The sequence below is a fragment of the Sphingomonas sp. CCH15-F11 genome, from assembly GCF_001557005.1.
In the GTDB taxonomy this organism is placed as follows: Bacteria; Pseudomonadota; Alphaproteobacteria; order Sphingomonadales; family Sphingomonadaceae; genus Sphingomonas.
On sequence record NZ_LSKG01000069.1, the window covers coordinates 35237 to 58697 of the forward strand.

Consider the following 23461-nt stretch of genomic DNA (forward strand, 5'->3'; position numbering starts at 1 on the left):
GGTCAGGCCAGCTCGACCTGGCTGACCTCGTAATTGGCCAGCCTGAGCGCGTCGATCAGCCGGTCGAGATGCGCACGGTCGCGCGTCTCGCATTCGATGTCGGTGATCAGGCCCTTGGCCGGCAGCGTGGTGAACACCCGCTGGTGATAGACCTCGATGATGTTGACGCCCTGCTCGTGAAAGGTCCGCGCAACCTGATAGAGCGCGCCCGGCCTGTCCTGCAGCCGCACGCGCAGCCGGGCGAGCCGGCCCGACCGGGCCAGGTCGCGCAGCAGGACGTTGGCGAGGAGGCGCGTGTCGATGTTGCCGCCGCACAGCACGATACCGACCGTCCGCCCGGCAAAGCGGCCGGGGCGGGCGAGCAGCGCGGCGAGCCCGGCGGCACCCGCGCCCTCGACGACCGTCTTCTCGATCTGGACGAGCAGGCTGACCGCTTCCTCCAGATGGCGTTCGCCGACCAGCAGCACGTCGTCGACCAGCGCCTCGACCATCCGCGCGGTCAGCGTGCCCGGTTCCTTGACCGCGATGCCCTCGGCCAGCGTATCGCCCGCGCAGGGCAGGGTGGTGCCGTTCAGGCGGTTGTACATCGACGGGAACAGCTCGGCCTCGACGCCGACCACCTCGATCGGTCGGCCCGCGGCGCGCGCGACGGTCGCCATGCCCGAAATCAGCCCGCCGCCGCCGATCGGCACGACCAGCGTGTCGATGTCGGGCGCGTCCTCCAGCATTTCGATCGCGACGGTGCCCTGGCCCGCAATCACCCGCGCATCGTCAAAGGGGTGGACGAAGGTATAGCCGCGCTCGGCCTCCAGCTTGCGGCTGTGCGCATAGGCGGCGTCGAACGTCTCGCCCTCCAGCACGATCGTCGCGCCATGGCCCTCGGTCTGGGTCACCTTCACCGTCGGCGTCGGCTTGGGCATGACGATCGTCGCCGGAATGCCCAGCCGGCTGGCGTGATAGGCCAGGCCCTGGGCATGATTGCCCGCCGACGCGGCGATCACGCCCTTGGCGCGCTGCGTCTCGGTGAGCTGGAGCAGCGTGTTGAGCGCGCCGCGTTCCTTATAGGCGGCGGTGAACTGAAGGTTTTCGAACTTCAGATAGACGGTAGCGCCCGTCAGCTCCGACAGCGTGCGCGAAATCAGCGTCGGGGTCCGCACGATCGCGTCGACGATTCGCGCATGCGCGGTGCGGACATCGTCGATCGATACGGGCAGCGGCGCGGCGGCTGCGGCGGACGTGGGTTGGGTAGCCATAGACCATGGCACCTAACCCATCTGGCGCGGGCACGGAACACCGCTTATGCGGGCAGCCTATGGCAAAAATCGCATTTATCGGCGTGGGCGTGATGGGCGGGCCGATGGCCGGGCACCTGGCGGCCGCCGGGCACGAGGTGACCGTCTATAACCGCACCCGCGCGCGTGCCGAGGCGTGGGTGACCCGGCATGGCGGCGCGGTCGCCGCCACCCCGGCGCAAGCGGCGACGGACCGGGACGCGGTCATCACCTGCGTCGGGAACGACGACGATCTGGCGGCGGTGACTCTCGGGTCGGACGGCGCGTTCGATGCGATGCGCGCGGGCGCGGTATTCATCGATCATACCACGGTGTCCGCCGACATCGCCCGGCGACTGGCGGCGGAGGCCGAAGCGCGCGGACTGCACGCGGTCGATGCGCCTGTTTCGGGGGGGCAGGCAGGCGCGGAAAACGGCAAGCTGTCGATCATGTGCGGCGGCACGGCGGCGGCGATGGCCGCGGCGGAGCCGGTCATGTCGGCCTATGCCGCGCGCATCGTCCATGTCGGCGCGGCGGGCGCGGGCCAGACGACGAAGATGGTCAACCAGATCGCGATCGCCGGCGTGCTTCAGGGCCTGGCCGAAGCACTGCGCTTTGCCCAGAAATCGGGCCTCGACCTCGACCGCGTGTTTGAAGCGGTCTCGGGCGGCGCGGCGCAGAGCTGGCAGATGGTGAATCGCTGGCAGTCGATGGCCGAGGACCGCTTCGACTTCGGTTTCGCGATCGACTGGATGCGGAAGGACCTGGGCCTCGCCCTCGACGAGGCGCGTCGCAACGGCGCGACATTGCCGATGACCGCAATGGTCGATCAATTCTATGCGGAGGTACAGGCGATGGGCGGCAATCGGCAGGATACGAGCGCGCTGGTGCGCAGGATCGCGAAATGAGGCGCTGGCTGCGCCCCTTCGCCGCGCTGCTCGCGCTGGTCGCCGCGCCCGTCGCGCTGGCCGATGCGTTGGTCGACAATGTCAACGGCGTCGCGCTCGACACCGAAGGCCGGGTGGTCCGCTTTACCGGCATCCTGATCGACCGCGAGGGCAAGGTGACGCGGCTGCTGCGCGAAGGTGAAAAGCGGCCCGCGCGCCCCGACTGGCGCACCGACATGAAGGGGCGCTTCGTCATGCCCGGCATGATCGACGCGCACGGTCATGTCATGGGGCTCGGGTTCCAGGCGGGGTCGCTCGACCTGAGCGGCACCGCCAGCCTCGAGGAGGCAAAGGCGAAGATCGTGGCCTATGCCGCGGCCAATCCCAATCGCCCGTGGATCATCGGGCGCGGCTGGAATCAGGAACGCTGGGGGCTGGGCCGCTTTCCGACGGCGGCCGATCTGGATGCGATCGTGCCCGGTCGCCCGGTCTGGCTGGAGCGCGTCGACGGCCATGCCGGCTGGGCGAACAGCGCGGCGATGAAGGCGGCCGGGATCACCCCGCGCACGGCCGCGCCCAACGGCGGAAGAATTGAAAAGGACGCGAAGGGCCAGCCGACCGGCATCTTCGTCGACGCGGCGTCGCAGCTGATCGACGACAAGGTGCCGGCCCCCACCCCGCGCGAGCGCAACCAGGCGTTCCTGGATGCCCAGCGCATCCTGCTGTCCAACGGCATCACCGCCACCGCCGACATGGGCACCAGCGTCGACGACTGGCTGACCTATCGCCGCATGGGCGACCAGGGCCTGCTGCGCGTGCGCATCATGGCCTATTCCGCCGGCATCGAGCCCGCGCTCCGCGTCGGCGGCAACGGCCCGACGCCGTGGCTTTACGCCGACAGGCTGCGCATGGGCGGGATCAAGCTCTATGTCGACGGCGCGCTCGGCTCGCGCGGCGCGCTGCTCAAGGCACCTTATGCCGACGCCCCGGGACAGCAGGGGCTGGCGATCACCAGCGATACCCAGCTGCGCAACCTGATGAGCCGGGGCACGATGGATGGGTTCCAGATCGCGATCCACGCGATCGGCGACCGCGCCAATGCCGGGGTGCTCGACGCGATCGAGGAACTGGCCGGGTCCTATCCCGGCGACCGGCGCTGGCGGATCGAGCATGCCCAGATCGTCGACCCGGCCGACCTCCCGCGGTTCGGTCGCCACGGCACGATCGCGTCGATGCAGCCGGTGCATCAGACCAGCGATCGCACGATGGCGGAGGCGCGACTGGGCGAGGGGCGGCTGGGCGGTGCCTATGCGTGGAAATCGATGCTCGGGGTCGGATCGCGCCTCGCCTTCGGTTCCGACTATCCGGTCGAACATCCCAACCCGTTCGTAGGCTGGGCGGCCGCCTTCACCCGCCAGGACGAGAAGGGTGAGCCGATCGGCGGCTGGCGCGCGGAGGAAGCGGTGACGCGCGAGCAGGCGTGGCGCGCCTTTTCGATCGACGCGGCCTATGCGGGCTTTGCCGAAACGCGCTTCGGCACGCTGGCACCGGGGCTGCGCGCCGACTTCATCGTCGTCGATCGCGATCCGGTGACCGCCGACGCGGCGGCGTTGCGCCAGCTCCAGGTGCTCGAAACCTGGGTCGGTGGCGAACAGGTTTGGAAGCGCGGCGATCCGGTCATGGACTCGGCCGGGGCGGCTGCGCGCTGATCCGCCCTACGGCGCGTCCAGCGCCGTTCGGCACACGTCGTCGAGTCCGATGCTGGTCAACAGCGCCAGCCCCTCGATCGTCACGAGCAGCTTCGCGCCCTCGATCGCGCGGGCCTCGGGCGTCGGGGAGTCGAGCTGCGCCGTTCCCCATTCCAGGAAGCCGCGCCCGATCTGTTCGCCGACCGCGCGGAACACCGGGTCGCCCAGCGCCGACAGGCTCGCAAGTTCGAGCCACAGCCGCATGTACGGCCACGCCTGCGGGTTGAGCAGCGACGTGCTCAGTTCCCTGACCAGGATGGCGTAGGGCCGGGGTTCGGGCGCGCGCTGCGCCTCCATCATCGCCACCAGCCGCGCGGCGATCACCTCCAGCGTCGCGCCGACCAGTTCGGTCTTGTCGCGGAAATAATAGAGCAGCATCCGGTCGCTCGTGCCGACCGCGCGGGCCATTGCGCGCAGGCTCGATCCGGACAGGCCCGCCGCCAGCATGTGGTCCGCCAGCTTCTCCAGGATCTCGGCGCGACGAAGGTCGGGCTTGGTCGCGGATTGAGTCGATGCATGCGCCATGATTCAGGTTTGCATCATCCGCAGAGATTTGAAAGATTTATGTCCAGCGCGCGGATCGATGGCCGGGCGTCGCCATTTGACCGATCGTGGCGGCGGGCTAAGAGGGGCGGCATGACCCCTTCGTCCTGCGCGCACGCGGCGCTTCGCCTCATCGCCCTTGCGGCTGTCGGTCTGTCGGTCGGCTGTGACCGCGCCGCGCCCGACGACGTTCCGGCGGATAACGTGTCGGCGAATGTCGCATCGCCGGCACCGCCCACCGCGCCGGACTCCCGGGAGCCGGCGGGCGACCCCGGCACCGCCGCGACGATTCCCACGCCTTATCTCGGCACATGGGATCGCGATGCGTCGGCCTGCGCCGCACCCTTCAGCGAGATGCGGTTGGTGATCGATTCGGCACGGCTGCGCTTCTACGAAAGCGTGGCGGAGGTTCAGCGCGTGACCCCGGTGGCGGCCGGCGGCGGCATCGACGTCGCGGCAGTTGTCAGCGGCGAGGGGATGACCAACGAAACCACCTATCGCCTCGCGCGCGGGGCGGGCGACGTGCTGACCGTCACGGTCGACGACGTGCGCACGCCGCGCGTGCGCTGCGGCTAGGGCGTCGATCCACTCCCGATTGCGAGCATCCTTTCCATGACCACCGTCTACGGCATCAAGAACTGCGACACGATGAAGAAGGCGCGCGCCTGGCTCGATTCCGCCGGCGTCACCTATGATTTCCACGACTACAAGTCGCGGGGTATCGACGCGGCGAAGCTGCGCGAGTGGACGCGGCAGGCCGGCTGGGAGCGGCTGATCAACCGGTCCGGCACCACCTTTCGCAAGCTGCCCGAGGGCGAGCGGCAGGGGCTGGACGAGGCGCGCGCGATCGCGCTGATGGTCGCGCAACCCTCGATGATCCGCCGCCCGATCGTCGAACATGCCGGCCATCTCGTGATCGGGTTCGATCCGGACCAATATGCGGCGCAATTTGGATGAAACTGCGCTAAACGCCCTCGTGGGAACGAACGATGAGGGGGCTCATATGGTGGGGGACGCGCGGGCGAAGCTGCCGACCTGGTACTGGACGGCGGCGATTTTGATCACCTTGTGGGGTGCGACGGGCATCCTTGCATTCTACATGGACGTGGCGATGAGCGATGCGGCGCGCGCGGCGCTGCCCGACTACGACCGCCAGCTGCTTGCCCAGCGGCCGCGCTGGGTGACCTGGCTGTACGGCCTGGCGACCTGGGGCGGATTTTTCGGCGGGCTGGCGCTGCTCGCGCGGCGGCGGCTCGCGACCTATTTCTTCGCGCTGTCGCTGATCGCGGCGATCGTCCAGTTCGCCTGGGTGTTCGGCGCGACCGATCTGATCGCGGTCAAGGGCGCGGCGGCGACGGTGCCGTTTCCGATCTTCATCATCGTTGTCGCGGTGGTCCAGCTGTGGCTGGCGCGCACGGCGGCCGGGCGGGGCTGGCTGCGCTGAGCGCGGTCACGGCCGGGGTGGCGCTTCCTCGCGCATCGGGCTAACAGCGGGGCACATGTCGACCACCTTCACGCTTGATACCGCGACCAGCCGCGCCAATCCGACGCCGGCGCCGATGAAGCGGCTGACCGTGCCGGCGATCCGCGCGCGCAAGGCGGACGGCACGACTGCCGAGCCGGTGGTGATGCTGACCGCCTATACGGTGCGGATGGCGCAGCTGCTCGATCCGCACTGCGACATGCTGCTCGTCGGCGACAGTCTGGGCCAGGTGGTCTACGGCCTGCCGTCGACGGTGCCCGTCACGCTGGAGATGATGGCGGCGCACGGTGCCGCGGTGGTGCGCGGCAGCTATCATGCGCTGGTCGTCATCGACATGCCGTTCGGCAGCTACGAAGCCTCCCCCGAACAGGCGTTTGCAAGCGCATCGCGGCTGATGAAGGAAACGGGCGCCGCGGCAGTGAAGCTGGAGGGCGGCGTCGCGATGGCGCCGACGGTGCGCTTCCTGTCGGAACGGGGCGTGCCGGTCATGGGTCATGTCGGCCTGACACCCCAGGCGGTCAACCTGCTCGGCGGCTATGGCGCGCGCGGGCGCAGCCAGGCCGAAGCCGACAAGATCGTCGGCGACGCACGCGCCATAGCCGATGCCGGCGCCTTCGCTATGGTCATAGAGGGTGTGATGGAGCCGATCGCGATCGACATCACCCGCGCGGTTGCCTGTCCCACCATCGGCATCGGCGCGTCGGCGCAGTGCGACGGCCAGGTGCTGGTGGCGGAGGACATGCTGGGCCTGTTCGAGCGGACACCCCGCTTCGTCAAACGCTTTGACGACCTCGCCGGCCGCATTTCTGCCGCGGTTGAAACCTATGCCGCCGACGTGCGGGCACGGCGCTTTCCCGGCGCGGAACAAATCTACGTCCCCAAGGGCTGAGCCACCTTGTCTTCGCCCGCTTTGCTTTGCGATTTGGCGCGGCTAATGTCCGCCACCTTTTGACCGACCCCACCCGACGGAGCCCGAACTTGGCGTTACCCCCTGAGACCAGCGACGCATTCCTCCGCGAGGTGGATGAGGAGCTGCGCCGTGACCAGATGATCGGCCTGTGGCGGCGCTGGGGCATCGCCATCGTCGGCATCGTCCTGGTCGCGCTCGCCGCGTTCGGCGGCTGGCTTTACTGGCAGCACCGCCAGGCCGAAGCTGCCGGCGCGGAGGGTGAGCGTTTCAGCCGTGCACTGGAGGCGCTGGGCGCGGAGAAACCGGCCGAAGCGCAGCCGATCCTCGCCGAACTCGCCAAGTCGGACCGGCCGGGGTATCGCGCGTCGGCGCTGTTCACCGAAGCCGACATCCTGCTGACCAAGGACGACCTGAAGGGTGCGGCCGCCAAGTTCGCTCAGGTCGCCAAGGACGAAGGCGTTGCCAAGCCCTTTCGCGACCTGGCGTTAATCCGCCAGACATCGGCCGAATACGATATGCTGGCGCCCCAGGCGGTGATCGATCGGCTGCGCGGCCTGGCGGTAAAGGACAGCCCGTGGTTCGGGACTGCGGGCGAAATGGTCGCCGTCGCCTATCTGCGGCTCAACCAGCCGGGACCGGCGGGCAAGCTGTTCGGCCAGATCGCGCAGACCGAGCGCGTGCCGGCGACGATCCGCCAGCGCGCGGTGCAGATGGCGGGCGTGCTGGGCGTCGATGCGATTGATCAGACGCCGGCGGCGTCCAAGGCCGCAGCGGCGCAAGGTGAGGAAAAGAATACCCAATGAAGTCAACCGTACGGGCCACCACGGCGATCGTCCTGCTCGCGGCGCTCAGCGCGTGCGGCGTGTTCAAGGGCGGGCCGAAGCGCACCCCGGTGGTCGGCCAGCGCGTGCCGATCCTGGTCACCGAAAACGAAATCAAGGCCGATCCGACGATCGCGTCGATCCAGGTCATTCCCCCCGTCCCGGTCGCCAACCCGACCTGGACGCAGCCGGGCGGCAATGCGGCGAAATCGATGGGTCATCTCGGGCTCGGCGATCCGATCGCGCCGGCCTGGTCGGTGCGGATTCCCGGCGGCACCACGCGCGTGCGGCTGGCTGCGTCGCCGGTGGTGGCGGACGGTCGCATCTACCTGATCGACAGCAACGCGACGGTCCATGCGCTGTCGGCGGACAATGGCGCCACGCTGTGGAAGCGGGCGACCGCGGGCGACGAAAATCGTGGCGCACGCTTTGGCGGCGGGGTCAGCATTGAGGGGAACCGCGTGTTCGCCGCCAACGGGCTGGGCGATGTCGTCGCGCTGAATGCCGACGACGGCGCGGAATTGTGGCGCGCAAAGCCCGGCGGGCCGCTGCGCGGTTCGCCGACGCTGGCGAGCGGCAACCTCTATGTGCTGAGCCAGGACAACCAGCTCTTCGCGCTGTCTCAGGCCGACGGGTCGGTGCTGTGGTCGCAATCCGGGTCGATCGAGCCGCAGGGCGTGTTCGGGGTGGCGGCGCCCGCCTATGCGCAGGGCACCGTCGTCGCGGGCTATTCGTCCGGCGAACTCAACGCCTATCGCTATGAAAATGGCCGTTCGGTGTGGGCCGACACGCTGTCGCGCACGAGCATCACGACGTCGGTTTCGGCGCTGGCCGATATCGATGCCGAACCCGTGATCGATCAGGGCCGCGTCTATGCCGTCGGCGAGGGCGGGCGGATGGTTGCGGTCGAGGTGGTGAGCGGCCAGCGGTTGTGGGAGCAGAATCTGGGCGGGGTCGCGACCCCGTGGCTGGCCGGCGAATGGCTGTTCGTGGTGACCGACGACGCCCGGCTGGTCTGCATCGCGCGCGCCAGCGGCAAGATCCGCTGGATCAGCCAGCTGCCGCGCTACCGCAAGGAAAAGAGCAAGAAGGGGCCGATCACCTGGCGTGGTCCGGTGCTCGCGGGCGGCCGATTGCTGCTGGTCAATTCCCAAGGCGACATCGTGTCCGCCGCGGTAACGGACGGCAGCATCACCACGACGATGAAGCGCGCAGTCGGGCCGACCACCCTGTCGCCGGTGGTCGCCAACAACATGCTCCTCATCCTCGATGACAGCGGTCGGTTGACCGCGTTCCGCTGAGCGGGGCGGGGGCGCGCGCCATGCCGATGAGCTTACCCGTGGTCGCCATCATCGGCAGGCCCAATGTCGGCAAGTCGACGCTGTTCAACCGTCTGGTCGGCAAGCGGCTGGCGCTGGTCGACGATCAGCCCGGCGTCACGCGCGACCGGCGCGAGGGCGAAGCCAATCTGCTCGGCCTCGAATTCCTGGTGATGGATACCGCCGGTTACGAGGACGAGGACGCCGCCACGCTGCCCGGCCGCATGCGCGCCCAGACCGAGGCGGCGGTCCGCGACGCCGATGTCGCCCTGTTCATGGTCGATGCACGGGCGGGGGTGACGCCGCTCGATGCCGAAATCGCACGCTGGTTGCGCACCGCCGATACCCCGATCGTGCTGGTCGCCAACAAGGCCGAAGGGCGCGCCGGGGAACCGGGCATCTACGAAGCGATGGCGCTCGGGCTCGGCGATCCCATCCCGTTGTCGGCCGAACATGGCGAGGGCGTCGTCGACCTGTTCGAGGCGCTGCGCCCCTATGTCGAGCTTCCCGAGGATGTCGATGCCGCGCCGGTCGACCCGGAGTCGCCCGATGCCCCGCTCAAGCTCGCGATCGTCGGCCGGCCCAATGCGGGCAAGTCGACGCTGATCAACAAGCTGCTCGGCCAGGACCGGCTGATCACCGGGCCGGAGGCGGGGATCACCCGCGATTCGATCGCGGTCGACTGGCAATGGACCGATGGCGACGGCCAGCCGCGCGCGGTGCGGCTGATCGATACCGCCGGGATGCGCAAGCGCGCCAAGGTGCAGGAGAAGCTGGAGAAGCTGTCGGTCGCTGACGCGCTGCGCGCGATCGACTTCGCCGAGGTCGTCGTCCTGCTGCTCGATGCGACCAAGGGGCTCGAGGTCCAGGACCTCAAGATCGCCGACCGCGCCCTGCAGGAGGGCCGCGCGCTCATCATCGCGCTCAACAAATGGGATGTCGCGGAAAACCCCTCCAGCCTGTTCAACGGCGTCAAGGGCGCGCTGGACGAGGGGTTGGCACAGGTAAAGGGCGTGCCGCTGCTGACCGTTTCGGGCGCGACGGGCAAGGGGCTCGATACGCTGATCCGCGTCGGCTTCGAAACGCGCGAGGCGTGGTCGCGCCGCGTGTCGACCGGGGCGCTCAACCGCTGGTTCGAGCGTGCGATCGAAACCAATCCGCCGCCCGCGCCTGGCGGCAAACGGATCAAACCGCGCTACATCACCCAGAACAACACGCGCCCGCCCAGCTTCGTGCTGTTCGGTACGCGCGTCGACCTGTTGCCCGAAAGCTATCGCCGCTACCTGATCAACGGCATCCGGCGCGAGTTCGATTTCGGTGCGGTGCCGGTGCGCCTCAACCTGCGCGCGTCCAAGAATCCGTTCGACCACGGATGACGCGGATCGACGCGCGGGGCCTGCGTTGTCCGTGGCCGGCGATCCGGCTCGCGCGTGCGCTCCGCGACGGCGCTGCGCTGCCCATTCACCTCATCGCCGACGATCCCGCCGCCGCTGCCGAGGTCGCAGCAGCGGCGGCGCATGCGGGGTTGCACCTCGAACATCCTGACGACCATGTGTTTATCCTGACGCAAGGGCGCTGACATCAACATCCTGTTTACCGGTTTCCGATAAGCCCGGGACGGGGTGCCAGACGGCGTTTTGGAGATCGTTATGAACGGGTCGGAGGGGGCTGCGCTGGTCGACTGGACCGCGTTTGCACAAGCGCGGACCGAGCTGGGTGCCAGCTTCGTGCGCATCCTCGGCTATTTTCGTGAAGACGGCGTCAAGTCGGTGGCGGCGATCGAGCACGCGATGCGCAACCAGAACGCCACCGCGATGGTCATTCCCGCGCACACCCTGAAGGGCGAATCGCGTCAGTTCGGCGCGGAGCCGCTGTCGGAGCTTGCGGAGACGATCGAGATGATCGCGCGCGCCTGCGTCGAGCGCCAGGACGCGCCGACCGAGGCGCTGCAATATGTCGTCCAGCTGCGCCCGCTGTTTGAAAAGACGCTGAACATGCTGGAGGCGGAAGCCAATCCGCTGGTCGCGCGCCGTCCGCAATTCGGGCGCCGCGCCGCGTTGTAAGCGCGCGGGTATCGTAGCGACCCGTTCAACCCGAAACGCCCGAGCCGAATCGTCGGTGGAAATCTCCGGGTTACCCTTGGGCTCGACCCGGGGTCCCGCAATTTCTTGCGTCGGATCAGGCAGCGAGACCCCGGATCAAGCCCGGGGTGACGGCGGGAAAATGGTCGTGCGCGGCGACGATGGTCAGTCCTCCTCCTTTTCGGGCCTGGAGTTGAGCTGGATATAGTTTTCCAGCCCCATCCGTTCGATCATCTCAAACTGACGTTCGAGCGTGTCGACATGCTCCTCTTCGCTGTCCAGGATCCTGCGGAACAGGTCGCGGCTGACATAGTCGCGAACCGCCTCGCTATGCGCGATCGCGTCGCGCAGCGTGACGAGCGCATCGTGCTCGAGCGCCAGATCGGCTTTGAGCACCTCCTCGACCGTCTCGCCGATGCGCAGCCGGCCGAGCAGCTGGAAATTGGGCAGGCCGTCGAGGAACAGGATGCGTTCCGACACCCAGTCGGCATGCTTCATTTCATCGATCGATTCGTGCCGTTCGAATTCGGCCAGGCGGCGGACGCCCCAGTGATCGAGCAGGCGGTAGTGCAACCAATATTGGTTGATCGCCGTCAGCTCGTTCTTGAGCACCTGATTGAGATATTCGATGACGCCTTCGTCGCCCTTCATGGAACCGGTCCTCGATCGTTTCGACGGTGAGTCTACGCGCGCAGGCGGCTGGGGAACAGGCTAAAAATCGCAGATTTGCGGCACTTTCGCGCAAATGCGAGTGTCAAGCAGTCGCGCGTTCGGCCTCGATGATGCTGCGCGCGAACGGGACGCATTGGCCGCATTTCGCCTGGCGCCCGAGCGCACGATAGGCCTGCGCCGCGCTCATCGCGCCGCCGCGTACCGCATCACGCAGCTCGCGTTCCCGAATTGCATTGCAGACGCAGACGACCATGGCGCTCTCTTGCTTCGACGAAGTATATGTAGAGCTAATGAGACTGGCTCGCAACGTCTATTGCATCGCGTTCGCAAAAATCTGGTCAGGCCGGGCTGGGGCGCTGCATCGGCTGAAGCTGGAGCCGCGTGAGCGACCGCCACATCCATTCGAGCGGCCCGTACTGGAAGCGATCGAGCCACGGCTTGGACCAGGCCAGCATCAGCGCCCACATTCCCAGCATGGGCAGGTAGAGCGTCGCCCGGCTCAGTTCGCCGTACAGCCCGAATCCATAGCCGTAGAACAGCGTCGTCATCAGGATCGATGTCATCAGATAGTTGGTGAACGCCATCCGCCCGGTCGCCGCGATCCGTTCGACCCACGCGCCGCCGTTGCGGGTGGCCAGGATGATCAGCGCCGCCCAGCCGACGATCATCAACGGCCGCACCGGCGTCGCCAACGCCATCACGCCCAGCGTCACGCTCAGGATCGAGAAATTCGCCGCGACCATCATCGCGGCGATCGCGGCATAGGCGGGGATGCCGATCCCGAAACCGATCGCCAGCCACTTGCGATAGCGTGCCAGCGGCCACGCGCCGGTCAGCATGCCCGATCGCAGCGCGGCCATGCCGAACAACATATAGGCGAGCGTCTCCCACCCGACAAACAGCACGGTGTTGATCGGCGTGCCGGCATGCTTGGCGACCCGCTTGGCAAGAATGTCGGCATAGGTGCCGCGATAATTGGCCAGGTCGGCCGCGATATAGTCGGCGGGAGGCACGCCGAACCCCTTCTCGAACCCCGCCAGCGCCTTCGCCATTTCGGCTGGCGCGCCCGGCTGCTGCGCGGCGAAGATGAAGGCGGGAAGCGACCCCGTCACCAGCATCTCGACCACGATCAACCCGATACCGACCGCGATCATCCGGCGGACCGACAGGTTGCGCATCAGATACGCGATCGACCCCATGATCGCATAGTGATGGAGGATGTCGCCCCACCAGATCAGATACAGGTGGGCGAGGCCGAAGACGAACAGCCAGAACATCCGGGCGAAGTGGATCCGCGCCGGGCTTTCGCCCTTTGCGGTCGCCCGATCGATCACCAGCAGCATTGAAGCGCCGAACAGGAACGAGAACAGCCCGCGCATCTTGCCGTCGAACAGCACGAAATTGAACAGATAGGCGACGAGGTCGATGCCGGTCGCGCCGCCATAGGCGCGCGGATTCATATAGGCGGTGTCGACCATCGACATGCCGACGATGTTCATGGTCAGGATGCCCATCACCGCTACCCCGCGGACGATGTCGAGCGTCCCGATTCGATCGGTCGCGTTGCCGTTCATCTTTGCCCCCCTGTATTGCGCCACCGATACACCGATCGCCCGGCAGCGAAAAGGGGCGCAAGCAGTCAGCTCACAGCCAGGACGTGATCTCCTCGATCGACTTGCGCTGGATGGCATGGAGCGGAATGGTCGCGTCGGCGGCGGCATGGCCGACGGTCACGATCATCAGCGGCTTCTCGTTCGCCGGACGCGCGCAGATCGTGTTCAGGAATCGCATGGGATTGGGGGTGTGCGTAAGCGTCGCCAGCCCCGCCTGATGCAGCGCGGCGAGCAGCAGGCCACAGGCGATGCCGACGCTCTCGGTCACATAATAATTCTGGCGGTCGTCCCCCGGCTGCGGGCCGCCGCGGCGCTGGCCGAACACCACGATCAGCCAGGGTGCCACTTCCAGATAGCTTTTGTCCGCGTCGGTCCCCAACGGGGCCAGCGCCTCCAGCCATTCCTGTCCCGCCTTGCCGGCATAGAATTCGCGTTCCTCGGCCTCCGCGCCCTCGCGGATGGCGCGCTTGGCCGCGGCCGATCCGACCACCGCGAAATGCCAGGGCTGGTGATTGGCCCCGCTCGGCGCGCTGCCCGCCGCCAGGATCGCCGCCTCGATCACCTCGCGCGCCACCGGCGTCGGTGCGAAGGCGCGGCACGTGCGGCGCGTCGCCATTGCGGCATGAAAGGCACGCGCGGCGTCCGCGCGCTCGACGTCGGTCATGTCGGGATAGGGTTGCCAGGGGATGAGGACGGGCTGGGTCATGGGCGAATTGAGCGCCGATCTAAACATCCACAACGTCCCCGTTCGTATCGAGCGAAGTCGAGATACGTGTCTCGACGATGCTCGACACGAGCGGTTTTCATAGGGTTTGGTCTCAATGGTTTCCCTTTCGTCCGGCCCACAATGCTCGCGTCACGCCTTTGCCAGCATCGCCAGCAGGTCGGCGGTGCTCGGCCGCTTCTTGTAATCGGTTTCGACCGATTTCGCCTTCACCCGTCCCTTGGCATCGAGGACGAGGACGGTGGGATAGGGGACGCCATAGGCGAAATTGCCCTCCGGATAGCGCGGGTCGCGCAGGCCCCAGGCGTTGGCCATCGCGCCACCGGCATCGCTCAGCAGCGGGAACGCGATGTTCTGCTTCGCAGCGAAATCGGCGAGCACCGCGGGATCGTCATAGCTGACCGCGACGAAGCGCACGCCCTTCGCGCGCGCCTGCGCGGCGATGTCGCCCAGCCCCTTCAGCTGCGTCTGGCAATAGGGGCACCATTTCGCCGACCTGAACAGCACGACCATGATCGGCTTGCCCGCCGCCTGTCGCTGCAAAGTCGTCGGCTTGCCGTCCTGGCCGCGCAGCGCGTGGCCGAGCGCGAGCTTGCCGCCGACCGCCGGACCCGGCACCGACTGGGCCAGCGCCGGCGCGGACGGGCTGGTCGCAAGCACGGCGATGCCCGCGGGTGCCAGCAGCAGGGCGGAGAGCGTCGGGCCGATCAGTCGGGACATGATGTTTCCTTGCAGGTTGAACGGGTCTCGTCCCGGTTCGCGGCGACGACCGTGCGGGTTACAGCGCCGCGGCGTCGCCCATCAGCGTGGGAAAGAAGCCTTCGTGCGCGGCGCGCAGTTCCTCGATCGTCACCGCCCAGTCGCCATCCTCGGTCTCGAACAGGATGCGGTCGCGGATCGTGCGGCCCAACGGATCGACCGGCACGTCGGCCGCGTGCGCCGCCGCCATGAAGTCGGCGAGACAGGTGTCGCACACGGTCACGACGTACAGCCCCTGGTCCTCGCCAAAGAAGGAGCCGGCATTGCCGAACGGCTGGGGCGAATCGATCAGCGCGCCGATGCCGCTGGCCAGCGCCATTTCGGCGACCGCGACCGCGACGCCGCCGTCGGACACGTCATGGCACGCCTTGATCGCGCCGCAGCCGATCTGGCCGCGGATGAAGTCGCCGGTCCGCCGCTCGGCCTTCAGGTCGACGAACGGCGGCGGCCCATCCTCGCGCCCGTGCAGTTCGCGCAGCCACAGCGACTGGCCCAGATGCCCCTCGCGCTCGCCGACCAGCAGGATGATGTCGCCCAGCCCCTTGAACCCGATCGTCGCCGATCGCTCCCAGTCCTGGAGGATGCCGACCCCGCCGATCGCCGGTGTGGGCAGGATGGCGGAGCCACCGCCCGTCGCCTTCGATTCGTTGTAGAGCGACACATTGCCGCTCACGATCGGAAAATCGAGCGCGCGGCACGCCTGGGCCATGCCGTCCAGGCACCCGACGATCTGGCCCATGATCTCGGGCCGCTGCGGATTGGCGAAGTTCAGGCAGTTGGTGATGGCGAGCGGGGTCGCGCCGACACAGGTCAGGTTGCGCCACGCCTCCGCCACCGCCTGCTTGCCGCCCGCGACCGGGTCGGCGAAGCAATAGCGCGGCGTGCAGTCGGTGGTCATCGCCAGCGCCTTGGCCGTCCCGTGGACGCGCACCACCGCCGCGTCGCCGCCGGGGCGCTGCACCGTGTCGGCGCCGACTTGGGTGTCATACTGCTCCCAGATCCAGCGCCGGCTGGCGAGATCGGGTGTCGCCATCAGCTTGAGCAGATCGACCGCGACGTTCGCGCTTTCCGGCGCGTCGGTCAGATCGGCGGGCGGAGGCGTCGGCACCCACGGCCGGTCATAGAGCGGCGCTTCGTCGGCCAGCGGCCCGAGCGGGATGTCGGCAACGGTCTCGCCCCGCCATTTGAGCACCATGCGGCCCCCAAGAACCGGATCCGGCTCGGTGACGGTGCCGATCACCGCGAAGTCGAGCTCCCATTTTCGGAAGATCGCCTCCGCCTCGGCCTCGCGGCCGGGCTTGAGCACCATCAGCATCCGTTCCTGCGATTCGGACAGCATCATTTCATAGGGCGTCATGCCGGTTTCGCGCTGCGGCACCGCGTCCATGATCAGTTCGATGCCGACTCCACCCTTCGACGCCATTTCGACGCTGGAGGAGGTCAGGCCGGCTGCGCCCATATCCTGGATCGCCACAATGGCGTCTGACGCCATCAGCTCCAGACACGCCTCGATCAGCAGCTTCTCCGTGAAGGGATCGCCGACCTGAACGGTCGGGCGCTTCTCGTCCGACTTCTCGTCGAAATCGGCGCTCGCCATCGTCGCGCCATGGATACCGTCGCGCCCGGTCTTCGACCCGACATAGACGACCGGATTGCCGATGCCGGCGGCGGCGCTGTAGAAGATCTTGTCCTGCTGGGCGATGCCGACGGTCATCGCGTTGACCAGGATGTTGCCATCGTAAGCGGGGTGGAAATTGACCTCGCCCCCCACCGTCGGGACGCCGACGCAATTGCCATAGCCGCCGATGCCGTGGACGACGCCGGCGATCAGGTGGCGCATCTTCGGATGATCGGGCCGGCCGAAGCGCAGCGCGTTCAGGTTCGCGATCGGCCGCGCGCCCATGGTGAACACGTCGCGCAGGATGCCGCCCACCCCGGTCGCCGCGCCCTGATAGGGCTCGATATAGGACGGGTGGTTGTGGCTCTCCATCTTGAAGATCGCCGCCTGGCCGTCGCCGATGTCGATGACGCCCGCATTCTCGCCGGGGCCGCAGATCACCCAGGGTGCCTCGGTCGGCAGCTGCTTCAGGTGGATGCGGCTGGATTTGTAGCTGCAATGCTCCGACCACATGACCGAGAAGATGCCGAGCTCGGTCAGGTTGGGCACCCGTCCCAGCGCCGCCAGCACGCGATCATATTCTTCGGGCGACAGGCCGTGCTCGGCGACGATTTCGGGCGTGATCTCGGTCATGCGCCGCGCTTTAGGGGGATGCGGCGAAGGGCGCAATTGCGCGTGCTGTGCGACGTCTGGTTTCGACCTGCCCGTGCGCGTTTGATCGGGATGCGGAGCGGGACGACAGGTGCGCCATGCCGGCAGGGTGGCATGCGGCCGCCTGATTGGCCCGAGACACGTATCTGGAATGGAGTATCCAGCGAATGCCAGCCGCAAATCCTCTGTCACCCCGGCCTTGCGCCGGGGTCCACGGTGCGGCGAGGCGTCGGCCTCCGGTTCGTGAGGGCAAAGCGGGCTGCAAAGAGGGCTCCGGCACAATGCCGGGGTGACGGGGCAGGTGGCGGCGTGAGGCCAATCGATCGCTGCCGCTCTGGTTATCGTTCCTATAGAATCAGTTACGCCGGCGCCCCCGTCGTCTCAGGCGCCTGAGCAGATCGCGCTTGGCCAGGCTTTCAAACATCTCCTCGGGGCCTTCGGGATCAAGGATCTTGTTGTCGGCCAGCCATTCCTCGACCGCCGTCAGGTCCGGGATCTCGTAATCGATCAGCGTTCGCCCCGGGCGGCGCAGGGCGTCGATCGTGGCAATCAGCGATCCCGTGGCCATCACCGTGCGCGCGACCGTCACCGGGTCGCAGCCCAGATGTTCGGCGATCAGGTCATTGCGGATGCCCGCGATCGTCACTTCCTCGTCCGCATTGCCGGGCAATGTCGCGTCGATCGTCACGTCGCATTCGGTGTCGAGCCGCATCGAGCGGTTGTTGAAATTGGATGAACCGACGCGCAGCACGCTGTCGTCGATGATCGTCACCTTGGCATGGACATAGATCGGCGTGCCCGCCGTGGTGACCGGGTGATAGATGCGCAGCCGGTTGGCATGGTCGCGCTGCTTCAACGCCTGGAACAGGCGCGCGCGTGCGGTGTCCATCGCAATCGGCTCGAGCCAGCCGTCGGCCTTGACCGGGTTGACGATGACGAACTCGGGCGGATCGGGTTCGTCCAGCCGGCGCGCGATCGCCTCGGCCACCTTGCGTGAGGCGAAATACTGGCTCTCGGCATAGACATGGCGTTCGGCGCGCGCGATCAGGTCGACATAGAGCGCCTCGATCTCGGTCACCGCGTCCAGATCGGGCATGGTCGGGGAAGAGCGCGAAATCGCGACATCGGCATCGGTGAACATCGTCGCCAGACCCTCGGGCCAGCATTCTTCCGCCGTTTCCGGCGCCGCCATCGGCGCGCCGCCCGCGCGCGCCCAGCGATCGCGGCACAATTCGCCCAGCGCGCCCGCGACCGGCCCCGACAGCGCGGTGGTCGCATCGTGCCACGGGCCATAGGGCGTGCCGTCGGGCTCGCGCCGGCGCGGCTCGTCGTCGCGATGATCGCGCGTGTCCCAGCGGTCGACCGTCATGTCGATGCCGCCGCAAAAGGCGAGGCGATCGTCGATCACCACGATCTTCTGGTGGTGCGACGCACCTGCGGGGTGAAAGGCGTCGAGCTTCACATGGATGCGCGGGTGCCGCCACCAGCGGATCAGCGTCATCAGCGTGGTCGGCTGAAAGAAGCTCTTCAGCGCGCCGGTGTCCCAGCGCAGAATATGCACCTGAAGCGCGGGATTGCGGGCGACCAGCCAGTCGATGAACGGCCCGACTTCGGCCGGGGCATCGTCGTCATGTTCGTGGACCAGCTTGATCCGCGCGTCGAAATCCCATCCGACCAGCAGAATCTGTTGCCGGGCCTGACGCATCGCAGAGCGAACGTGGCGGAAATACTGCTCGGCATCGACGATCACGGTTGCGCGCGTCGCGCGCGCGATCCGCCAGCAGTTGCGGCCGGGATCGAGCGCATGGGGGTCGTTTTCGGCCACGCGCGCCTCCTCCATGCCGCCGTCAGCTACCCGAATGATCCGGAGGCGCAACGGTTCCGTCGAGGAATCGCGCTGCGTCAGCGGCGCTGCGATCGGCCGCCTCCTCCATCGGGATGTGGCCAATGCCGGGATAGACGATCAGCTTCGCCTTCGGGATGCGCGCCGCCAGCCACCGCCCGGACGACGCGGGGATCAACCGATCCTGCGCGCCCCACAGGATCAGCGTCGGCGCGGCGACGCGGGCGAGCGCCGCGTCGGTGGCATCGTCGGGCGGGATCGCAAACCGCTCGATCGTTGCGGCCCGGTTGCCGGGATAGCGTAGCAGCTCCCAATAACGATCGATCAGCTCGTCGGTCGCGCGCCGCGGGTCGGCATAGGCCGCAGGCAGGCTGTCGGCGATCAGGCTGCGCGGCGTGATCGAAGTCGCCAGATTGCGAATCACCGGCATGCGCGCGACGCGAAAGGCGATCGGGGCCTCGCCGCCCTGCGGGTCGGGCTGGCCGACCGAATCGACCAGGATCAGCGCGCTCACCCGGTCGGGATGCGCGAGCGCATAGCGCCACGCGACGCCGCCGCCCATCGAATTGCCCGCCACCGCCATATGCGCGATGCCGAGCGTGCGGCGCACCCGCTCGACCGTGTCGACAAAGGCGGCGGGCGCATAGTCACCGGCAGGATTGGGGCCGGTCAGGCCATGGCCGATCTGGTCGAAGCGGATGACGCGATAGCGCGCCTGCAGCCGCGTCGCCCAGGGTTCCCAGGTGTGGAGCGACGCGTTCGATCCGTGCAGCAGCATCAGCACAGGGGCGTCGCGCGGCCCGGTATCGCGCAGATGGACGGTCAGCCCGCCGCCGACATCGACGAAACGCGACGGCGCGGGCGCGTATTTCGCGCGCATTGCCGCCGGGTCGGTATCGGGGGTGTAGCCGATTGCAAAGCCGATCGCGGCGACGGCCAGCAGCGCCAGCAACGCGAACCGCCACACGGGTCGCCGCCGCCCCGGCCTGCGCATCCGCCGGATCGGGGGCAGGGTGGGAGCTATGCGGCGTCCTCCGCGTCGCGTTCCAGCCATTGTTCGAGCCACTTGATCGTGTAGTCGCCCGATTTGAACTCGGCGTCCTCGAGCAGCGCCTGATGCAGCGGGATCGTCGTCCTGACCCCTTCGATCACGAATTCCTCGAGCGCGCGCTTCAGCCGCAGGATGCAACCCTCGCGCGTGCGGCCATAAACGATCAGCTTGGCGACCATGCTGTCGTAATAGGGCGGGATCCTGTAACCGGCATACAGCCCGCTATCGACGCGGACATGCATCCCGCCGGGGGCGTGGAAATACTTCACCAGCCCGGGCGACGGCGCAAAGGTGCGCGGGTCCTCGGCATTGATCCTGCATTCGATCGCGTGGCCGCGAAACTCGATCTCTTCCTGGCGCACCGACAGCGGATGGCCTTCCGCCACGCGGATCTGTTCGCGGACCAGGTCGACCCCGGTGATCGCCTCGGTCACCGGATGCTCGACCTGCAGGCGGGTGTTCATTTCGATGAAGTAGAACTCGCCATTTTCCCACAGGAACTCGATCGTGCCCGCGCCGCGATAGCCCATGTCGGCCATGGCGCGCGCGACGATGCCGCCCATCCGCTCGCGCTCGGCATGGCTCAGCACGGGCGAGGGGGCTTCCTCCAGCACCTTCTGGTGGCGGCGCTGCAGCGAACAGTCGCGCTCGCCCAGATGGATGGCATTGCCGTTGCCGTCGCCAAAGATCTGGAACTCGATATGGCGCGGATTGCCGAGATATTTCTCCATATAGACGGTGTCGTCGCCGAACGCCGCCTTCGCCTCGCTTCCCGCCTGCTGCATCAGCGTTTCGAGCTGGCTCTCGTCGGGCACCACCTTCATGCCGCGCCCGCCGCCACCCGATGCAGCCTTGATCAGCACCGGATAGCCGATTTCGGCGGCAATCCGCTTGGCCTCCGCCAGGTCGCCGATCGCGCCGTCGGATCCGGGCACCAGCGGCAGGCCCAGCGCGCCGGCGGTGCGCTTGGCTTCAACCTTGTCGCCCATGATGCGGATATGTTCGGGCTTGGGCCCGACGAAGACGATGTTGTGCAGCTCGACGATCTCGGCGAACTTCGCGTTCTCGCTGAGGAAGCCGTAGCCGGGATGGATCGCGTCCGCGCCCGAGATTTCGGCGGCCGAGATGATGTTGGGGATGTTGAGATAGCTCTGCGCGGCCGGGGCCGGGCCGATGCAGATCGCCTCGTCGGCCAGCCGGACGTGCATGGCATCGGCATCCGCGGTCGAATGCACCGCCACCGTCTTGATCCCCATTTCATGGCAGGCGCGGTGGATGCGCAGCGCGATTTCACCGCGATTGGCGATCAGCAGCTTCTTGATCTGGGCCATCCGTTACTCGATCACGACCAGCGGTTGATCGAATTCGACCGGCTGGCCATTGTCGACCAGGATCGCGCCGACGGTGCCGGCGGCGGTCGCGGTGATGCGGTTCATCACCTTCATCGCCTCAATAATCACCAGCGTATCGCCGGCGGCGACCTTCTGGCCGGTCGCGATGAACGGCTTGGCCCCCGGCTCGGCCGCGAGATAGACGGTGCCGACCATCGGCGACTTGACCGCATTGGCGGCCGGTGCGGCGGGGGCGGGCGCCGCCGGTGCGGCAGGCGCGGACGACGTGGCCGGGGCCTGCGGCGCGGCGGCGATCGGCGCGGCCATCATCGCCGGTGCGGCGGTAACGGTGCGGGCGACGCGCACCTTGCGCTCGCCGTCCTGCACCTCGATTTCGGTCAGCTGCGTTTCGTCGAGTACGCCGGCCAGCTGGCGCACGAGGTCGACATCGACCCGCATCGCCCCGCCGCCGCTCGACGAGTCACCCTGTTTTTCGGTCATTCGACCCTCTGTTCGTTATGATCAAGTGCGGCGCTTTGTCAGATGCGCGCCGCCGCTTCAAGCGCGAGCACATAGGATTGCGCGCCGAAACCGGCGATCGTTCCGTGCACGCCCCGCCCGATCAGGCTGCGGTGGCGAAAGGATTCGCGCGCGTGCGGGTTGGACAGGTGCACCTCGATCACCGGCGTCGTCACCGACTTGATCGCATCAAGCAGCGCGACCGACGTATGGGTAAAGCCGCCGGGGTTGAGGATCACCGCGCGCGCGCCCGTCGCCTGCGCCTCGTGGATCCAGTCGATCAGATGGCCTTCATGATTCGACTGGCGCATGTCGATCGCCAGGTCGAGCACGCGGGCGCGATCCTCCAGCATCCCCGCGATGTCGTCCAGCGTGTCGGCCCCGTAGACGTCGGGCTCGCGCGTGCCGAGCAGGTTGAGGTTGGGGCCGTTCAGGACGAACACCGTTTCGGGCATGATCGGGCTTTCGGTTGCGATGCGTTGGGCCAGGCCTATATCCGCCCCTGTCGGGTTTACCAAAACCGTTCGTGTCGAGCGCAGTCGGGACACGGCCTTCAAGTTCAGCGTCCCTCGACCGCGCTCGGGACGACCGGAGATATAGCGTCTTGGCTCACTTGGACGGCACCGTCACCATTACCGTCAATGGCGAGCACCGCCGGGTGCGCGCCGGCACGACCATCGCCGCGCTGACGCGCGAGCTGGGGCTCGTCCCCGAAAAGGTCGCGGTCGAGCGCAACCTGGAGATCGTGCCGCGATCGACGCTGGCCGATGTCGTGATCGACGACGGCGACGAGCTGGAGATCGTCCATTTCGTGGGCGGCGGCGATCATGGCACACGGGTGGAGGAGGACAGCTGGACGGTCGCGGGCCGGACGTTCCAATCTCGGCTGATCGTCGGCACCGGCAAGTACAAGGATTTCGCCCAGAACGCCGCCGCGGTCGAGGCATCGGGGGCAGAGATCGTCACCGTCGCGGTGCGCCGGGTCAATGTCAGTGACCCCAATGCGCCGATGCTGACCGACTATATCGACCCTAAAAAGGTCACCTATCTGCCCAACACTGCCGGCTGCTTCGACGCCGACAGCGCAGTGCGCACGCTGCGGCTGGCGCGCGAGGCGGGGGGATGGGACCTGGTCAAGCTGGAGGTGCTGGGCGAGGCGCGGACACTCTATCCCGACATGCGCGAAACGCTGAAGGCGACCGAAGTGCTCGTGCGCGAAGGCTTCAAGCCGATGGTCTATTGCACCGACGATCCGATCGCGGCGAAGCAGCTGGAGGAAGCCGGTGCGGTCGCGATCATGCCGCTGGGCGCGCCGATCGGGTCGGGGCTGGGCATCCAGAACCGGGTGACGATCCGCCTGATCGTCGAGGGCGCGAAGGTGCCGGTGCTGGTCGACGCGGGCGTCGGCACGGCGTCGGACGCGGCGGTGGCGATGGAACTGGGCTGCGACGGCGTGTTGATGAACACCGCGATCGCCGAGGCCAAGGACCCGGTGCTGATGGCGCGGGCAATGCGCCTCGCCGTCGAGAGCGGCCGATTCGCGTATCGCGCCGGCCGGATGGCGCAGCGGCGCTATGCCGACCCGTCCAGCCCGCTCGCCGGGCTGATTTGACCCCC

25 protein-coding genes are annotated in these 23461 nt (G+C 67.7%); 12 read left to right on the forward strand and 13 right to left on the reverse strand.

Annotated features, from left to right (window positions below):
• Positions 1-2: 2 nt before the first annotated feature.
• Positions 3-1253, reverse strand: coding sequence for a threonine ammonia-lyase (locus tag AX709_RS06590; protein WP_066476567.1), 1251 nt, complete (start codon positions 1251-1253; stop codon positions 3-5).
• Between the two features lie 59 nt (positions 1254-1312).
• Here AX709_RS06590 and AX709_RS06595 point away from each other — a divergent pair, with 59 nt between their 5' ends.
• Positions 1313-2179 (forward strand): NAD(P)-dependent oxidoreductase, encoded by an 867-nt coding sequence (locus AX709_RS06595; RefSeq protein WP_066548043.1) that lies wholly within the window; start codon positions 1313-1315, stop codon positions 2177-2179.
• Positions 2176-3867 (forward strand): amidohydrolase, encoded by a 1692-nt coding sequence (locus tag AX709_RS06600; RefSeq protein ID WP_066548046.1) that lies wholly within the window; start codon positions 2176-2178, stop codon positions 3865-3867. The genes AX709_RS06595 and AX709_RS06600 overlap by 4 nt, the downstream gene beginning before the upstream one ends.
• Positions 3868-3873: 6 nt before the next feature.
• On the opposite strand, the gene AX709_RS06605 is transcribed toward AX709_RS06600, so the two are convergent.
• On the reverse strand, positions 3874-4431 hold the full coding sequence (locus AX709_RS06605; protein WP_066476561.1) for a TetR/AcrR family transcriptional regulator: 558 nt from the start codon (positions 4429-4431) through the stop codon (positions 3874-3876).
• Between the two features lie 111 nt (positions 4432-4542).
• On the opposite strand from AX709_RS06605, the gene AX709_RS06610 reads away from it, so the two are divergent.
• The 9 genes from AX709_RS06610 (at position 4543) to AX709_RS06650 (ending at position 11045) form a co-directional block, all read left to right on the forward strand.
• Positions 4543-5025: a hypothetical protein gene (locus AX709_RS06610; protein ID WP_066476559.1), complete on the forward strand. Its 483-nt coding sequence runs from the start codon at positions 4543-4545 to the stop codon at positions 5023-5025.
• A gap of 36 nt (positions 5026-5061) precedes the next feature.
• Positions 5062-5406: an ArsC family reductase gene (locus AX709_RS06615; protein WP_066548048.1), complete on the forward strand. Its 345-nt coding sequence runs from the start codon at positions 5062-5064 to the stop codon at positions 5404-5406.
• 46 nt (positions 5407-5452) lie between these two features.
• Positions 5453-5893 carry a hypothetical protein gene (locus AX709_RS06620; protein WP_066548050.1) on the forward strand — a complete coding sequence of 147 codons (441 nt, stop codon included), beginning with the start codon at positions 5453-5455 and terminating at the stop codon, positions 5891-5893.
• Between the two features lie 55 nt (positions 5894-5948).
• A complete protein-coding gene (panB, locus tag AX709_RS06625) occupies positions 5949-6821 on the forward strand; it encodes a 3-methyl-2-oxobutanoate hydroxymethyltransferase (RefSeq protein WP_066476546.1) in 873 nt (290 codons plus the stop codon).
• Between the two features lie 89 nt (positions 6822-6910).
• Entirely contained in the window at positions 6911-7645 is a 735-nt protein-coding gene (locus tag AX709_RS06630; RefSeq protein WP_066476545.1) for a tetratricopeptide repeat protein, read from the forward strand.
• Positions 7642-8964, forward strand: coding sequence for an outer membrane protein assembly factor BamB family protein (locus AX709_RS06635; RefSeq protein WP_066476544.1), 1323 nt, complete (start codon positions 7642-7644; stop codon positions 8962-8964). Before AX709_RS06630 ends, AX709_RS06635 begins: the two co-directional genes overlap by 4 nt.
• Positions 8965-8990: 26 nt before the next feature.
• Positions 8991-10358 (forward strand): ribosome biogenesis GTPase Der, encoded by a 1368-nt coding sequence (gene der / locus AX709_RS06640; protein WP_066548201.1) that lies wholly within the window; start codon positions 8991-8993, stop codon positions 10356-10358.
• Positions 10355-10561, forward strand: a complete 207-nt coding sequence (locus tag AX709_RS06645; protein WP_066476536.1) for a sulfurtransferase TusA family protein — start codon at positions 10355-10357, stop codon at positions 10559-10561. The genes der and AX709_RS06645 overlap by 4 nt, the downstream gene beginning before the upstream one ends.
• A 70-nt stretch (positions 10562-10631) precedes the next feature.
• Entirely contained in the window at positions 10632-11045 is a 414-nt protein-coding gene (locus AX709_RS06650) for an Hpt domain-containing protein (protein WP_066476534.1), read from the forward strand.
• Between the two features lie 183 nt (positions 11046-11228).
• On the opposite strand, the gene bfr is transcribed toward AX709_RS06650, so the two are convergent.
• The 11 genes from bfr to aroQ form a co-directional block, all read right to left on the reverse strand.
• Positions 11229-11714 carry a bacterioferritin gene (gene bfr / locus AX709_RS06655; protein WP_066548052.1) on the reverse strand — a complete coding sequence of 162 codons (486 nt, stop codon included), beginning with the start codon at positions 11712-11714 and terminating at the stop codon, positions 11229-11231.
• 103 nt (positions 11715-11817) lie between these two features.
• Complete coding sequence (locus tag AX709_RS06660) at positions 11818-11988, reverse strand: (2Fe-2S)-binding protein (RefSeq protein ID WP_066476532.1); 171 nt, start codon at positions 11986-11988, stop codon at positions 11818-11820.
• Between the two features lie 85 nt (positions 11989-12073).
• Positions 12074-13309: a DUF418 domain-containing protein gene (locus tag AX709_RS06665; RefSeq protein ID WP_066548054.1), complete on the reverse strand. Its 1236-nt coding sequence runs from the start codon at positions 13307-13309 to the stop codon at positions 12074-12076.
• Positions 13310-13379: 70 nt separating this feature from the next.
• Positions 13380-14054: a nitroreductase family protein gene (locus AX709_RS06670; protein ID WP_066476527.1), complete on the reverse strand. Its 675-nt coding sequence runs from the start codon at positions 14052-14054 to the stop codon at positions 13380-13382.
• 150 nt (positions 14055-14204) lie between these two features.
• Complete coding sequence (locus tag AX709_RS06675) at positions 14205-14792, reverse strand: peroxiredoxin family protein (protein ID WP_066476525.1); 588 nt, start codon at positions 14790-14792, stop codon at positions 14205-14207.
• Positions 14793-14850: 58 nt separating this feature from the next.
• Positions 14851-17082, reverse strand: coding sequence for a phosphoribosylformylglycinamidine synthase subunit PurL (gene purL / locus AX709_RS06680; RefSeq protein WP_066548056.1), 2232 nt, complete (start codon positions 17080-17082; stop codon positions 14851-14853).
• A gap of 373 nt (positions 17083-17455) precedes the next feature.
• On the reverse strand, positions 17456-18925 hold the full coding sequence (locus AX709_RS06685; RefSeq protein ID WP_066548203.1) for a phospholipase D-like domain-containing protein: 1470 nt from the start codon (positions 18923-18925) through the stop codon (positions 17456-17458).
• A 22-nt stretch (positions 18926-18947) separates the two neighbouring features.
• A complete protein-coding gene (locus AX709_RS06690) occupies positions 18948-19910 on the reverse strand; it encodes an alpha/beta fold hydrolase (RefSeq protein WP_231727445.1) in 963 nt (320 codons plus the stop codon).
• Positions 19911-19963: 53 nt separating this feature from the next.
• Positions 19964-21325 carry an acetyl-CoA carboxylase biotin carboxylase subunit gene (accC, locus tag AX709_RS06695; RefSeq protein WP_066476514.1) on the reverse strand — a complete coding sequence of 454 codons (1362 nt, stop codon included), beginning with the start codon at positions 21323-21325 and terminating at the stop codon, positions 19964-19966.
• Between the two features lie 3 nt (positions 21326-21328).
• On the reverse strand, positions 21329-21826 hold the full coding sequence (accB, locus tag AX709_RS06700; RefSeq protein ID WP_066476511.1) for an acetyl-CoA carboxylase biotin carboxyl carrier protein: 498 nt from the start codon (positions 21824-21826) through the stop codon (positions 21329-21331).
• A 38-nt stretch (positions 21827-21864) separates the two neighbouring features.
• Positions 21865-22299 (reverse strand): type II 3-dehydroquinate dehydratase, encoded by a 435-nt coding sequence (gene aroQ, locus AX709_RS06705; RefSeq protein WP_066548060.1) that lies wholly within the window; start codon positions 22297-22299, stop codon positions 21865-21867.
• 149 nt (positions 22300-22448) lie between these two features.
• On the opposite strand from aroQ, the gene thiS reads away from it, so the two are divergent.
• Positions 22449-23456, forward strand: a complete 1008-nt coding sequence (gene thiS / locus AX709_RS06710; protein WP_082731660.1) for a sulfur carrier protein ThiS — start codon at positions 22449-22451, stop codon at positions 23454-23456.
• The last annotated feature ends 5 nt before the right edge of the window (positions 23457-23461 follow it).